This is a genomic window from Serratia sp. LS-1, from assembly GCF_003719595.1.
Taxonomy (GTDB): Bacteria; Pseudomonadota; Gammaproteobacteria; order Enterobacterales; family Enterobacteriaceae; genus Serratia; species Serratia ureilytica.
Window position 1 is genome coordinate 3,155,030 of the sequence record NZ_CP033504.1, and the last position, 14,851, is coordinate 3,169,880.

The window sequence follows — 14,851 nt, forward strand, 5'->3', positions numbered from 1 at the left end:
TTCGGTGATGCCATTTTTACCGGAAAATGAGCTGATAAAAAAGCCAAGAACGTATTTAACCGGAATAGTGGATGAAACAGTAACGCACCGCAATAACAAGAACCTTTCCTCTGAATTTCTACGAAGGAGTAACGTAAATGGCTAAAGTTTCAAACCTGCTGCTTTTTATCGGCCTGGCGATGCTCGCCATCGCCGCCGGTCTAAATACCTATAGCGGCTACGCGCCTGCAGATCCCAACAGCACCCCGCTGTTTTCCCCGCTCTGGTGGACGCGCTGGTTCCCGCTCTATGCCTCGGGGGCTGCGTTGCTGTTGGTGGGGTTGGTATTGCGGGTTACGGCTAAAGGCCGCGCGCATTAAGGATTACCATTTCAGCACCGCCGAGCCCGCCACAGCCATTATCGACATGAACAATTATATTGATCATCACCGACAACATAATTGTGGTTGATAATAAATTGCAGAGAATGGATTGAATTCCACATGATGAAAGATGAATAAAACAAACTCGCCGGCAATCAGACTTATGCCATGCATTAATTCATGCCGGCTTAATGCGCGGGTAAAATAAAACAGCAGACGCAGGCCGACTGCAACGGCCATTGCCGGCGACGGAGCGAAAACCTCCGTCGCTCTCCCCTCACCCATACCGCCCGGTAATATAATCCTCGGTGCGGCGCTGGCGCGGCGACGTGAAAATGGCGTCGGTGTCGTTGTATTCCACCAGCCGCCCCTGATGAATAAAGGCGGTGTAGTCGGAGACGCGCGCCGCTTGCTGCATGTTGTGCGTCACCAGCACCACACTGTAACGCTGCTTCAACGCCGAAATCAGCTCTTCGATGGTCAGCGTGGAGATCGGATCCAGCGCCGAAGTCGGCTCGTCGAGCAACAGTACTTCCGGCTCGATGGCGATGGCACGCGCGATCACCAGGCGCTGCTGTTGGCCGCTGGACAAGCGGAAGGCGTTTTCGCGCAGCCGGTCCTTCACCTCATGCCACAGCGCGGCGGCGCGCAGCGAACGCTCCACCGCTTCATCCAGCAAGCGCCGGTCGCGCACGCCCTGCAAGCGCAGGCCGTACACCACGTTTTCATAGATCGATTTCGGGAACGGGTTCGGCCGCTGGAACACCATGCCCACTCGCCGCCGCAGCGCCGCCACGTCGATCTGCGCGCCGGAGATCGCCGCGCCGTTCAGCTGCAGTTCGCCCTCGATGCGGCAGTTGTCCACCAGATCGTTCATGCGGTTGAAACAGCGCAGCAGCGTCGATTTGCCGCAGCCCGAAGGGCCGATCAGGGCCGTTACCCGGTGTTTCGGGATACGCAGCGAGATATCGTGCAGCACCTGTTTGTCACCATAAAACAGGTTCAGGCCGTTGACCGCCAGCGCGGTCTGTTCATCGTCGAGATGCTGGACATCCAGCCGGGGCAAACTGCCTGGCGTCATCAAACCCATTACGCACTCCCCAAAAATAGCGTCATTGTTACTGCGACCATGCTCGGTACCGCTCCCTCAGCGAATGGCGGATGCCCATCGCCGCCAGATTCAAACTCACCACGATCGTCACCAGCAAGAAGGCGGTGGCGAACACCAACGGCCGCGCCGCCTCCACGCTCGGGCTCTGGAATGCCATATCGTAGATCTGGAAGCTCAAATGCATGAACTTCCGCTCAAGGTGCAGATACGGGAAAATCTCGTCCACCGGCAGCACCGGCACCGATTTCACGACCCCCACCAGCATCAGCGGCGCGGTCTCCCCGGCGGCGCGCGCCACCGCCAGGATCAGACCGGTCATCATCGCCGGCGCCGCCATTGGCAGCACGATGCGCCACAGCGTCTCGGCCCGGCTGGCCCCCAGCGCCATCGAGCCCTGCCGCAGCGAGGTGGGTATGCGCGACAACCCTTCCTCGGTGGCGACGATCACCACCGGCAGCGTCAGCAGCGCCAGCGTCAGCGCCGCCCACAGCACGCCGGGCGTGCCGAAGGTCGGGTTGGGCAGGGATTCAGGATAGAACAGCTGATCGAGCGTGCCGCCTATCATATAGACGAAGAAGCCGAGGCCGAATACGCCATAGACGATCGAGGGCACGCCGGCCAGATTGACCACCGCGATGCGGATCACCCGCGTCAGCAGATTGTTGCCGGCATATTCGTGCAGATACACCGCCGCGATCACGCCAAACGGCATCACCACGATCGACATCAGGATCACCATCAACACCGTGCCGAAAATGGCCGGGAACACCCCGCCCTCGGTATTCGCCTCACGCGGGCTGTCGATGAGAAACTTCTTCACCTGCTCGCCCCAGTGCGCCAGCTTCTCGGAGGTGCTCATGGCGTTCGGGTACCAGGCATCGCGCACCTGGCTGAGCGGAATGGTCAACGTCTGCCCGTGCATGTCGCGCAGCAGCAACGCGTCGCGCTGGCGATCGCGGTTCAGCCCCGCCAGACGTTCGGACAACAGCTGATACTGCCGCTGCAGCTCCAGCCGTTCGGCCTTGATGGCGTCTTGCGCGCGGGCGTCCAGCTTATCGTCGCGCTGCAGGCGCTTTTCCCGCAGCCGCAGCGCGTCAAACTGCTGATTGATGCGCGCCATGTCGCGGAATTGAATGTCGTGCGCCTGGCGTGAGAGCGCGGCGATTTGCGGCAGGCGCTGCTGCAACGCCTGCCCCAGATTGCGGCCGGTCAGCGGTTGCCCGTCTTCCAGCAGCCCCGCCAGATAGCCGTAAGCGGTGCCGTGGCTGTCGCGTTCCAGCACCAGCAGGCTGCGCGGCGTGCTTTGGCTGCGGATATCGCTGGCCAGCAAGGTGCGGAAATCCTGCCCCTCGCGCTCGCGGTTGCCGACCTTAATCAGATAACGTTCGACGTTCTGCGCCTCGCCCGGCGGCGTGACGCCCGCCTCGGCCAGCTGGCGCCGGGAAATGCTTTGTTGCTGGTACAACTCGCCGATCACCGTCACCGGCCCGGCACCGTTCTGATTCAGTTCGAACTGATAAACCGGGCTCGGCCAGAAATAGCGCATCCCCTGCCCGGCCAGCAGCAACAGAATGCCGATCAGCGCCAGCAGGCTGACGGCGACCGAACCGGCGGTCAGCCACACCCACGGTGACCCGCTCTTCACCCAGTTTTTCATGGCGCCTCCTGATTCGGCGTGTAGCGCTTGCGCAGCCGCAGGCGCACCGCCTCCGCCAGCGTGTTGAACACGAAGGTGAAGACAAACAGCACCAGCGCAGTCAGGAACAGCACGCGGTAATGGCTGCTGCCGGAAACCGCCTCCGGCATTTCGATGGCGATATTGGCCGCCAGCGCTCGCAGCCCCTGGAACAGGCTGCCGTCGATAATCGGCGTGTTGCCGGTGGCCATCAGCACGATCATGGTTTCTCCCACCGCGCGGCCAAAGCCGATCATCAGCGCGGAGAAAATGCCGGCGCTGGCGGAAGGCAGCACCACCTTGATCACCGTCTGCCATTGGGTGGCGCCCAGCGCCAAAGAACCCTGGCTCAGGGTGGCCGGCACGCTGAACAGCGCGTCCTCCGCCAGCGAGAAGATGATCGGCACCAGCGCGAACCCCATCGCCACGCCCACCACCAGCGCATTGCGCTGGTCATAATTATCCCCCAGCCAGAAATGCAGCGGCTCACCGAACAGCGCCACCTCCAGCCACGGCCCCAGGCTGAACGCCAGCCACACCGTCAACGCCAGCAGCGGTAACAGCAACAGCAGATCGACGCCCGGCCGGCAGCGCGGCATAAAGCGATGGGTCAACGCGCCGCACAGCAGCACCGCCACCGCCAACAGCAGCGGCAACGCCAGCACCGCCAACAGATACTGCTCGATGATCGGCGCCAGCCAGATGCCGGCCACCAGCCCGATCACCACCGTCGGCAACGCGCCCATCACTTCGATAGCCGGTTTGATCACTCGCCGTAGCCCCGGCGTCATAAAGTAAGCGGTATAGATGGCGCCGGCCAAGGCCAGCGGGATGGCGAACAGCATCGCGTAAGCCGCCGCCTTGAAGGTGCCGAAGATCACCGGCATCAGGCTGAATTTCGGTTGGTAGCTGTCTTCGCCGGAGGTGGACTGCCAGACATAGGCCGGCTGCGGGTAGTTCTCATACCACACCTTGCCCCACAGCGAACGCCAGGTGACGTCCGGATACGGGTTGTCGAGCGCATAGCGCTGCCAGCCCTGCGCGCTCTCCAGCAGCAGGCCATCGCCGCGCGGCGCGAACGCCATTTGCCGCACCTCGGCGCCCAAACGGGTATTCAGCAGCGGCTGGGATTGGATCGTGGAGAATAACGAGAAGCCGCCATCGGGCCGCAGGGTGGCGAACACCCGGCGATAAGGTTCAGCCACCGTCAGCTCCTGCCCGTCGGCGTCGTGGTCGAAATGCTGCACCGGCGTCAGTCGCCAGCGCTGCTCTTTTTCCACCTCAAACCACTCGCGCAGGTTGCCGTCGGCGCCCTTGATCAGCAGCGCGCTGCCGCCGGGCAGCGCCGTCATCTGGTACGGGGCGTGTTCGCCCAAGGTGCGCGTTTCACGCAGTTGCAGCTGCGCGCCGTCGATCTGGTAACGCGCCAGCCGGTTGCCCGCCAGCAGGTAAAGCTGGCGGCCATCCGGCGTCAGCACCAACTGCCCTGCGTCGTGTTCCAGCGGACGTTCGCTGAACTGCGGCGGCCGATCCGGGCTGAAACGGCCGAACACCAGCCGCCGATCGTCGGTCACCCCGGCCAGCAGATACTGCCCGCGATGCGCGTCCGCCAGCGACAACAGCTTCAGCGGCTTGCGCTGCAGATCCAGCGCCAGCGGCGGTTGGCCGAGTGGGAACAGCCACTGCGGCCGGCCGTTTTCCGCCGTGGCGAAATCCGCGCGCGCCACCACCAACCGGCCGTCGGCCTGCGCCAGCGCAAACAGATCCCGCTCTCCGGCGGCCTGCGCGAGCAGCGCCGGTTTGGCCAGCAGCGTTTGCTGCACCAGCGGTGTCTGGGCCTGGCCGCTCGGCGCCGGCGACAGACGATAAAATTGCCCCGTGCCCTGCGCATCGATGCGATAACCGACGCGCTGCTGCACGTCCATGCCCAGCGCCAGCGCCGGGGAAGACGCCACAATCGGCAGCGGCTGAACTTGCCCAAGCGAGGCCGGTTTGAACAGCGGCAGCACCGCAAACAGCAGATAAACGAAGATCAGCATCAACGTCATCAGCACCATCAGCCCGCAGGCGGTCACTGCCGCCTGCACGCCGCGGTCGATGCGCCCGCGCAGGCGATCTCGGGGATGTTGATTTGCCGTCGTCTGTGTCATGTGTCTCGCTGTCGCTGATGTAATCGGGCTTACGCCGTAAGATAACCGGGCATCTTATGTCAGTTTTATGACGTTTGCATGACAAAGTTACCCGACTCAACCCAGGTTTTTTACACTGCCAACAGACAATATGAATTTGATATATTGCTGAAAAATGACCATAAACACGCTTTATAACGCCAAGAATAAGCCTGCTAACCGTCATTTCATGCTGATCGTTTCACTGCCGGGCATCCCGCCGCGGGGAAAATTTATTGTCGGCGAAAAACGCCGCGCGCCAACGCAATGGATATGTTGGACTTTCCTGTCAATCTCTCGCAATAATGATGAAGGACACTAGAGCGGCATCCGGGCGCTGCGTCCCGGATCCTATTCTAAAATTGAACTGGAGTGGCAATGGGTCAGGAAAAGCTCTACATCGAAAAAGAACTAAGCTGGTTATCCTTTAATGAACGCGTGTTGCAGGAAGCCGCAGATAAGAGCAATCCCCTGATTGAACGAATGCGTTTTCTGGGCATTTACTCCAACAACCTCGACGAGTTCTATAAGGTCCGCTTCGCCGATCTCAAACGCCGCATCCTGATCAGCGAAGAGCAGGGCTCCGCCGGCGCCTCGCGCCACCTGCTGAAAAAGATCCAGGCCAAGGTGCTGAAAACCGATCAGGAATTCGACGGCCTGTACAACGATCTGCTGCTGGAAATGGCGCGCAACCAGATCTTCCTGATCAACGAACGCCAGGTGTCCGAAAACCAGCAAATCTGGCTGCGCCAGTATTTCAAACAGCATCTGCGCCAGCACATCACGCCGATCCTGATCAACCACGACACCAATCTGGTGCAGTTCCTGAAAGACGATTACACCTATCTGGCGGTGGAAATTATCCGCGGCGCGCGCACCGACTATGCGCTGCTGGAAATCCCGTCGGACAAAGTGCCGCGCTTCGTCAATCTGCCGCCGGAAGCGCCGCGCCGCCGCAAGCCGATGATCCTGCTGGACAACATTCTGCGTTACTGCCTGGATGAGATTTTCAAAGGCTTCTTCGACTACGACGCGCTCAACGCCTATTCGATGAAGATGACCCGCGACGCCGAGTACGATCTGGTGACCGAAATGGAATCCAGCCTGCTGGAACTGATGTCCTCCAGCCTGAAACAGCGCCTCACCGCCGAACCGGTGCGCTTCGTTTATCAGCGCGACATGCCGAACGAGATGGTGGAACTGCTGCGCGGCAAGCTGGGCATCTCCAACTACGATTCGGTGATCGCCGGCGGCCGCTATCACAACTTTAAAGACTTCATCAGCTTCCCGAACGTCGGCAAGGCCAATCTGGTCAACAAGCCGCTGCCGCGCCTGCGCCACATCTGGTTCGACGGTTTCCGCAACGGCTTCGACGCCATTCGCGAAAAAGACGTGCTGCTCTACTACCCGTACCACACCTTTGAGCACGTGCTGGAGCTGCTGCGCCAGGCGTCGTTCGATCCGAGCGTGCTGGCGATCAAAATCAACATCTACCGCGTGGCGAAAGACTCGCGCATCATCGAATCGATGATCCACGCCGCGCACAACGGCAAAAAGGTCACGGTAGTGGTCGAGCTGCAGGCGCGCTTCGACGAAGAGGCCAACATTCACTGGGCGAAGCGCCTGACCGAAGCCGGCGTACACGTAATCTTCTCGGCGCCGGGGCTGAAAATCCACGCCAAACTGTTCCTGATTTCGCGCCGTGAAGGCGATGAAATTGTGCGCTATGCTCATATCGGCACCGGCAACTTTAACGAAAAAACCGCGCGCATCTATACCGACTATTCGCTGCTGACCGCCGACTCGCGCATCACCAACGAAGTGCGCCGGGTGTTCAACTTTATCGAGAACCCCTACCGGCCGGTCACCTTCGACAACCTGATGGTGTCGCCGCAGAACTCGCGCCTGAAGCTGTATGAGCTGATCGACAACGAAATCGCCAACGCCCAGGCCGGGGAACAGGCCGGCATTATGTTGAAAATAAATAATCTGGTGGATAAAGGGCTGGTAGATCGGTTATATACCGCGTCCGGCGCCGGCGTGAAGATCCGCCTGCTGGTGCGGGGTATGTGTTCCCTGATTCCCAACCTGCCGGGGATCAGCGACAATATTCAGGTGATCAGCATCGTCGATCGCTTTTTGGAACACGATCGGGTTTACGTTTTCGACAACAAAGGTGACAAACGGGTGTATCTGTCCTCCGCCGATTGGATGACCCGCAACATAGATTACCGTATCGAAGTGGCGGTATCGCTGCTGGATCCGGCGCTGAGACAGCGCGTTCTGGACATTCTGGAGATCCTGTTCAGCGATACGGTCAAGGCCCGTTATGTGGATAAAGAACTGAGCAACCAGTACGTGCCGCGCGGCAACCGCCGCAAAGTGCGCGCCCAGGTGGCTATTTACGAGTATTTAAAAGCTCTGGAACAACCAGGACAGTAGGCCAGCAACTATGCCGCTAAAAAACACTGCAACGAACAAACCGCAGGAAATCGCCGCCATCGACCTCGGGTCGAACAGTTTCCACATGGTGATCGCCCGCGTCGTCAACGGCGCCTTACAAGTATTGGGCCGTTTAAAACAGCGGGTGCACCTCGCCGACGGATTGGACAGCAACAACGTACTCAGTGAAGAGGCGATAGAACGCGGCCTGGCCTGCCTGGCGCTGTTTGCCGAACGGCTGCAGGGCTTCCCGGCGGATAACGTCACCATCGTCGGGACCCACACCCTGCGCCAGGCGGTGAACGCCGAAGTGTTCCTCAAGCGCGCCGCCAAAGTGATCCCCTACCCGATCGAAATCATCGCCGGCCAGGAAGAAGCGCGCCTGATCTTCATGGGCGTGGAGCACACGCAACCGGAGAAAGGCCGCAAGCTGGTGATCGACATCGGCGGCGGCTCGACCGAGCTGGTGATCGGCGAAGACTTCGAGCCGCTGCTGGCGGAAAGCCGCCGCATGGGCTGCGTCAGCTTCGCCCAGCTGTTCTTCCCCGGCGGCGAGATCAGCAAAAACAACTTCCGCCGCGCGCGGCTGGCGGCGGCGCAGAAGCTGGAAACGCTGGCCTGGCAGTACCGCATTCAGGGCTGGCAGTACGCGCTGGGCGCCTCGGGCACCATCAAGGCCGCCCACGAAGTGCTGGTGGCGATGGGCGAAAAAGACGGTCTGATCACCCTCGAACGCCTGGAAATGCTCGCCGAACAGGTGCTGCAGTTCAAAAGCTTCAGCTCACTGAGCCTGCCGGGGCTGTCGGAAGATCGCCAATCGGTGTTCGTGCCGGGGCTGGCTATTCTGTGCGGCGTGTTCGATGCACTGGCGATCCGCGATCTGCGCCTGTCTGACGGTGCGCTGCGCGAAGGCGTGCTGTATGAAATGGAAGGCCGCTTCCGCCACCAGGACATCCGCAGCCGCACCGCCAAAAGCCTGGCCGATCACTACAACATCGACCGCGAACAGGCCAAGCGAGTGCTGGAAACCACCGAACTGCTCTATTCGCAGTGGATGGCGCAAAACACCAAGCTGGTGCATCCGCAATTGGAAGCCCTGCTGAAATGGGCCGCCATGCTGCACGAAGTGGGGCTGAGCATCAACCACAGCGGCATGCATCGCCATTCGGCCTACATTCTGCAAAACTCCAACCTGCCTGGCTTTAACCAGGAACAGCAGCTGCTGTTGGCGGCGTTGGTGCGTTTCCACCGCAAGGCGATCAAGCTGGAAGAGCTGCCGCGCCTCAACCTGTTCAAAAAGAAACACTACCTGCCGCTGATCCAACTGCTGCGTCTGAGCACCCTGCTCAACAACCAGCGCCAGTCGACCACCACGCCGGAAACGCTGCGCCTGACCACCGACGACAACCACTGGACGCTGCGCTTCCCGGCCGGCTACCTGGCGCAAAACAACCTGGTGCAGTTGGACTTCGAGCGCGAGCAGGCCTACTGGAACGACGTCGTCGGCTGGAAGCTTCTGATCGACGAAGAAGGTTCGCAAGACGAACAACGCTCCGCCTGATCCCCCGCCCCCTGCCAGCCAGGGGGTTTTTCTTTTCGCCCCCGCTCCGCCAACCTAAACGAAACCCTAATACGGCGCGCCGCTCGCCGGAAAAAAATGGACAACTTTTGTCATCAGCGCCTAAAATCCGGTTACAAATTCTCGAGCGAATAACACAGGACACCGGCATACCGGGTGATATATGCGCAAGAAAACCACCGGACAGATGACGAAGATAGTGTTGTTTATCAGCTTTATCATTTTAGTCGGCCGACTGCTGTACGCCGCCGTGGTGGCGGTGCCTCATCATCAGGAAAAAAAGCAGGCCGCTGCGCAAAACGCCGCCGAAGTCAGCGCGCCGCAACAGGACGCCTCCTCTGAATAACCGCCGCGCCCCGTCCGTTTCATAAAAATGACTCCGGCACTCGCTATGCTCTATCTTTTAATGAGCCTGCGTCAGGAACGCCGAGCGCCCGTTAAGGAACACCATGTCAGCCGCAACCCATAACGTCAAAAAAGTCGCTGAACACCGCCAGCGCATTCTCACTCTGCTGTTGAACAATAAAGAATTGGTCGATGGCATTCTCGGCCGACCAGGGGATGAACACGCCCTCAGCCAAAGCGAACGGCTGAACCAAACGGCGGAAATCACCGGCCTGCTGGACGACATGCACGCCGCCGACCTGGCGGACCTGCTGGAAGCGCTGCCGCAGGACGAACGCATGGCGCTGTGGCGGCTGGTGGGCAACAGCAAGCGCGGCCAGACGCTGGTGGAAGTCGCCGAACCGGTCTGGGACAGCCTGATCGAAGAAATGAGCGATAAAGACCTGCTCAAAGCGATCAAAACGCTGGACGTCGACGAGCAGGCCTATCTGGCGCAATACCTGCCGCGTAACCTGATGGGCCGGTTGCTGACCTCGCTGGAGCCGGAGCAGCGTGCCCAGGTGCGCGAGATGAGCCAGTACGCCAAAGACAGCGTCGGCTGGATGATGGATTTCGAACTGGTGACGGTGCGGCCGGACGTCACGCTCGGCGCGGTGCACCGTTTTTTGCGCATGCGCAAAACCATTCCCGACGCCACCGATAAACTGTTCGTCACCGATCGCAAAAACACCCTGCTGGGCGAACTGCCGCTCACCGCAGTGCTGCTGAACGACCCGGAGATCCCGGTGCGCGAAGTGATGGACAGCGATCCCGCCACCTTTCAGCCCGAAGACAAGGCCGATGAAGCGGCCGGCGCGTTCGAACGTTACGACCTGATCAGCGCCCCGGTGGTTGATGCCAAAGGCAAACTGATGGGCCGCCTGACTATCGAAGAGATCGTCGACGCCGTCAACGAAGAGAGCGACACCAACCTGCGCCGCATGGGCGGTTTGAGCCCGGAAGAAGACGTGTTCGCCCCGGTCAGCAAGGCGGTCAAGACCCGCTGGGCCTGGCTGGCGATCAACCTCTGTACCGCGTTCGTCGCCTCGCGCGTGATTGGCCTGTTCGAACACACCATTTCCCAGTTGGTGGCGCTGGCGGCGCTGATGCCGATCGTCGCTGGCATCGGCGGCAACACCGGCAACCAGACCATCACCATGATTGTGCGCGCGCTGGCGCTGCACCAGATTGAAGTCGGCAACATCTCGCGCCTGATGCTCAGGGAGCTGGGCGTCGCCATCATCAACGGCGTGGTGTGGGGCGGCATCATGGGCGTTATCACCTGGCTGCTGTACGGCGACGCGGCGATGGGCGGCGTGATGACGCTGGCGATGCTGCTAAACCTGCTGCTGGCGGCGCTGATGGGCGTGGTGATCCCGATGACCATGCTCAAACTGGGCCGCGATCCGGCGGTCGGCTCGAGCGTGCTCATCACCGCGCTGACCGACACCGGCGGCTTTTTCATCTTCCTCGGCCTCGCCACTCTGTTCCTGCTGTAATACGCCAAAAGCCGGCCTCGCGCCGGCTTTTTCGTCATTCTGTCGCCGGGCTGGCGTTAACGCAGTAAAGTCGGGCTTCCCGGTAGGTTTTCCTCTCGCGCTGTACTACCCTTTGCCAATAAATCGTCTTAATTCATCCACGTCATGAATCCAATCACTGACAGAGGCCATCGGTAAGGGTGTCTATGGATATCAGCGCGCCGAACACGTTCGGCACACACAAAGGCGTCGTGGTGACGCATTCCCTGTTCGTGGCGCTGGCGACGTTTTTGCTCGCCTTGCTGAGCCTGTCGCTGTCCAGCGAAGCCCGCCACTTCACGCCGCTGTGGTTCCCGACCGCCGCCGCGATCGCCGTGCTGTATCGCCATCCCCCGCGTCATTGGGGTTTGCCGCTGCTGGCCAGCGGCACAGGCATCGTGCTCGCCAGCTTCCTGCTGTTCGGCCTCAGCGCCATTCCCGTCAAGCTGGCCGCCATCAACCTGCTGGAAGCGGCAGTATGCGCTCTGCTGCTGCGCCGCACGCTGCCGGCGATCGATCCGCTGAGCGATCTGGGCTGTTGGCTGCGCTTCGTGGTCTGCGCGGTGATATTTACCCCGTTGTTCAGCGCGCTGCTGGCCGCCGGACTGACCCCCACGCCGGACCAAACGTTTTGGCAATCGTTCGGCACCTGGTTCATCTCTGAGGCGATAGGGGTGCTGTCGCTGGCGCCGCTCGGGCTCACCTATCACCGCCGCCTGTTGGCAGGGCTGAATCCGTATCCGCTGCTGTTGACCCTGATGGGCTCGCTGGCCTTCAGCTATCTGGCGCTGACGCATCTGCCCTTCCCCTTTACCTTCGTCATCCTGCCGCTGTTGTGGGCGGCTATCGCGCTGTCGCGCTTCGAAACCTTCACCGTCTGTTTCTGCACTCTCTTGCTGATCACCGTCCTGCTGTCGCTGGGCCTGCTGCGCCTTCAGTCTTCCCAGCACACTTTCCTGGGCGAACTCGGCCTCTATCTGCCGATGTTGCTGATCCTGATCCCGGCGCACGCCATGGCGATGGTGATGCACACCTTCCGGGTGGAAAAGCAACATATCGTCGAGAGCGAAAGCCGCTTTCGCAGCGCGCTGGAGTATTCCGCCATCGGCATGGCGCTGGTGTCGCCGGAGGGCAAATGGCTGCAGGTTAACCAGGCGCTGTGCAAGCTGCTCGGCTATCCGCCCGAAAGACTTTATCGCCTGACCTTTCAAGAGATCACCCACCCGGACGATCTGAACGCCGACCTGACCCAACTGCACGAACTGCTCGACGGCCATATCAGCAGCTACACCATGGAGAAGCGCTATATCCGCAGCGACGGCCAGACGGTCTGGGCGCTGCTGGCGGTCTCGCTGGTGCGCGACGGCGAAGGCCGGCCGTTGTACTTCATCTCTCAGGTGGAGGACATCAGCGACCTTAAGCGCAGCGAGGCGGAGAACAATCGGTTGGTGGAGCGCATCACGCTGGCCAACCAGGTGGGCGGCGTCGGCATCTGGGAATGGGTGATGAGCCAGGAAAACTTCACCTGGGATCAGCGCATGTTCGAACTCTACGATCTCACCCCCGACCAAACGCCGACGCTGGCGTTGTGGCGCACCCTGCTGGTGCCGGAAGATCGCGAGCGCACCGATCGCGAGCTGGCCGAGATCCTGGCGCAGCCGCGGGCATTCATCATGGAGTTTCGCATCACTACGCGCAGCGGCAAAGTGCGCCATATCCGCGGCCAGGGCAACGTGATCCTCGACGATCAGGGCCGGCCGCTGCGCCTGATCGGCACCAATATCGACATGACCGAGCTCAAGAGCCTCGCCGAGGCGCTGCACGAAGAGAAAGAGCGCCTGCACATCACCCTCGACGCCATCGGCGAAGGGGTGATCTCCACCGACAGCCACCTGCGCATCACCTTTATGAATCCGGTGGCGGAACAGATGTGCGGCTGGCCGCTCGAATTGGCGATCGGTATGCCCGTCGCCGGCGTGGTGCGCCTGACCAACGGCAAAGACGGCCCGGAAATCGAAAACCTCACGCAATACCCACGGCAATGGCCGGCGGATTATGCGCTGGTGCTGCACAGCCGCGACGGGCGTTATTTCGACGTACAGCAGTCGGTCTCACCGCTGAAAACCCTCGACGGGGAAACCATGGGCGCGGTGATGGTGCTGCAGGACGTCACCGCCTCGCGCGAACTGATGAAAAAACTCAGCTACAGCGCCTCGCACGATGCGCTGACCGGATTGCCGAACCGCACCCGCTTCGAGAAACAGCTGAAGGCGGCGATCGTCGCCGGCGGGGAACCGTCGCCGCCGCATTCGCTGGTGTTCCTCGATCTGGATCGGTTCAAGGCGGTGAACGACACCGCCGGCCATGCGGCGGGCGATGCCCTGCTGCGGGACATCGCCCAACTGATGCGGCATCAGCTGCGCCATAGCGACTGCCTGGCCCGGCTGGGCGGCGACGAGTTCGGTCTGATCCTGTACGACTGCCGGCTGGAACAGGCCAAATCGCTGGTGCAGCAAGTGGTTAATCAAATCAGCCAGCACCCGTTCTACTGGGAAGGGAAGATTTACCGCGTCGGCGCCAGCGCCGGCATCACGCGCATCAGCGCCGACGCCAAAAGCAGCGAACTGCTGGCGCAGGCCGATATCGCCTGCTACACCGCCAAGCACCAGGGGCGCGGCCAGGTTTATCTGTACGAAACGCGGCAGAAACAGCTGCTGGAGCGGCAACACGAGGTGCTGAGCCTGCAGGAAGTGCAGACGATCATCAGCGAGGGGCAACTGCGGCTGCTGACTCACGCGGTCGCGCCGCCGGCGACGCCGCTGTCGGCCGCGTTTCACCAGGTGAAGCTGCAGGTGATGGCGCCGGACGACCGCCCGCTGTCGCACGAGGCGTTCATCGCCGCCGCGCAGCTGTACGGCCTGATGCCGGACATCGACCGCTGGACGGCGGCGCAACTGCTGGTGAAATATGCCGACGACATCAAACGCAAAGGGCTGTCGCTCGCGCTGCCGCTGGCCATCGACAGCCTGCTGAGCGCCGACTTCCAGCGCTACCTGACGGAAACGGTGCGCGCTTCCTCGCTGCCGCCGCAGGCGCTGCTGTTCAGCGTCGATGAGGCCGCGATACTGGAGCACGCCGCGCAGTGTCGGGCATTTCTCCGCGAACTGCAGCAGCAGGGCTGCCGGCTGATCGTCAACGGCTTCGGGCATAACATCAATGCGTTCGATGAGCTCAGCGACCAGAGGATCGACATCATTCGCATCGATGAGCGCTTTATCACCAACGTGCACTGCAACCAGATGGACGAGCTGATGGTCTCGATGCTCAACGGCGCGGCGCATCGCATTAAAGCGCAGACCTTCGCCGGACCGGCTCACCAGCCGGTGACGCTGCAGGCGCTGCGCGACATTGGCGTCGATCTGGCGGACGGCGACCAGGTGGCGCTGGAGCAGCCGCTGGCGGTGTTGCTCAGCGACGGCTATTTCGGCATCCGTTAACCCTCTCCCCCCACTCAGGCGCCGTCTCCCGGGCGGCGCCTCGCATCTCGTTCGTTACATGATATTAACCAAGACAAGATTAGTGATATAAATAACACCTTAGGCTTAAACGATTA

The 14,851-nt window shown here is 61.2% G+C and carries 9 protein-coding genes; 6 read left to right on the forward strand and 3 right to left on the reverse strand.

The features are described from left to right. The first annotated feature begins 137 nt into the window (after positions 1–137). Positions 138–359, forward strand: coding sequence for a hypothetical protein (locus tag EDY99_RS15170; protein ID WP_033644041.1), 222 nt, complete (start codon positions 138–140; stop codon positions 357–359). A 280-nt stretch (positions 360–639) separates the two neighbouring features. Here the strand turns inward: EDY99_RS15170 and pstB are convergent, their stop codons facing one another. The 3 genes from pstB to EDY99_RS15185 are packed head-to-tail and all read right to left on the reverse strand — an operon-like array spanning position 640 to position 5,298. Further along, complete coding sequence (pstB, locus tag EDY99_RS15175; RefSeq protein ID WP_004941613.1) at positions 640–1,452, reverse strand: phosphate ABC transporter ATP-binding protein PstB; 813 nt, start codon at positions 1,450–1,452, stop codon at positions 640–642. 28 nt (positions 1,453–1,480) lie between these two features. Next, positions 1,481–3,130 (reverse strand): phosphate ABC transporter permease PstA, encoded by a 1,650-nt coding sequence (gene pstA, locus EDY99_RS15180; protein ID WP_033644042.1) that lies wholly within the window; start codon positions 3,128–3,130, stop codon positions 1,481–1,483. Then, complete coding sequence (locus EDY99_RS15185) at positions 3,127–5,298, reverse strand: ABC transporter permease subunit (protein ID WP_123061890.1); 2,172 nt, start codon at positions 5,296–5,298, stop codon at positions 3,127–3,129. The genes pstA and EDY99_RS15185 overlap by 4 nt, the downstream gene beginning before the upstream one ends. A gap of 396 nt (positions 5,299–5,694) precedes the next feature. Here EDY99_RS15185 and ppk1 point away from each other — a divergent pair, with 396 nt between their 5' ends. From ppk1 to EDY99_RS15210, 5 genes are all read left to right on the forward strand, one after another. Continuing rightward, the gene (ppk1, locus tag EDY99_RS15190; RefSeq protein WP_089197322.1) at positions 5,695–7,758 is read left to right on the forward strand and encodes a polyphosphate kinase 1; all 2,064 of its coding nucleotides are present in this window, start codon (positions 5,695–5,697) and stop codon (positions 7,756–7,758) included. A gap of 10 nt (positions 7,759–7,768) precedes the next feature. Beyond that, complete coding sequence (gene ppx, locus EDY99_RS15195; protein WP_033632396.1) at positions 7,769–9,319, forward strand: exopolyphosphatase; 1,551 nt, start codon at positions 7,769–7,771, stop codon at positions 9,317–9,319. A 181-nt stretch (positions 9,320–9,500) separates the two neighbouring features. Continuing rightward, positions 9,501–9,683, forward strand: a complete 183-nt coding sequence (locus EDY99_RS15200) for a YfgG family protein (RefSeq protein WP_004941600.1) — start codon at positions 9,501–9,503, stop codon at positions 9,681–9,683. 103 nt (positions 9,684–9,786) lie between these two features. Beyond that, positions 9,787–11,220 (forward strand): magnesium transporter, encoded by a 1,434-nt coding sequence (gene mgtE, locus EDY99_RS15205; RefSeq protein WP_033644046.1) that lies wholly within the window; start codon positions 9,787–9,789, stop codon positions 11,218–11,220. Positions 11,221–11,405: 185 nt separating this feature from the next. Then, entirely contained in the window at positions 11,406–14,735 is a 3,330-nt protein-coding gene (locus EDY99_RS15210; protein ID WP_123061891.1) for a diguanylate cyclase, read from the forward strand. Positions 14,736–14,851: the final 116 nt, after the last annotated feature.

Coding starts and splice junctions, on each gene's coding strand:
- EDY99_RS15170 (WP_033644041.1), top strand. CDS start 138: ATGGCTAAAGTTTCAAACCTGCTGCTTTTTATCGGCCTGGCGATGCTC.
- ppk1 (WP_089197322.1), top strand. CDS start 5,695: ATGGGTCAGGAAAAGCTCTACATCGAAAAAGAACTAAGCTGGTTATCC.
- EDY99_RS15185 (WP_123061890.1), bottom strand. CDS start 5,298: ATGACACAGACGACGGCAAATCAACATCCCCGAGATCGCCTGCGCGGG.
- pstB (WP_004941613.1), bottom strand. CDS start 1,452: ATGGGTTTGATGACGCCAGGCAGTTTGCCCCGGCTGGATGTCCAGCAT.
- mgtE (WP_033644046.1), top strand. CDS start 9,787: ATGTCAGCCGCAACCCATAACGTCAAAAAAGTCGCTGAACACCGCCAG.
- EDY99_RS15200 (WP_004941600.1), top strand. CDS start 9,501: ATGCGCAAGAAAACCACCGGACAGATGACGAAGATAGTGTTGTTTATC.
- ppx (WP_033632396.1), top strand. CDS start 7,769: ATGCCGCTAAAAAACACTGCAACGAACAAACCGCAGGAAATCGCCGCC.
- EDY99_RS15210 (WP_123061891.1), top strand. CDS start 11,406: ATGGATATCAGCGCGCCGAACACGTTCGGCACACACAAAGGCGTCGTG.
- pstA (WP_033644042.1), bottom strand. CDS start 3,130: ATGAAAAACTGGGTGAAGAGCGGGTCACCGTGGGTGTGGCTGACCGCC.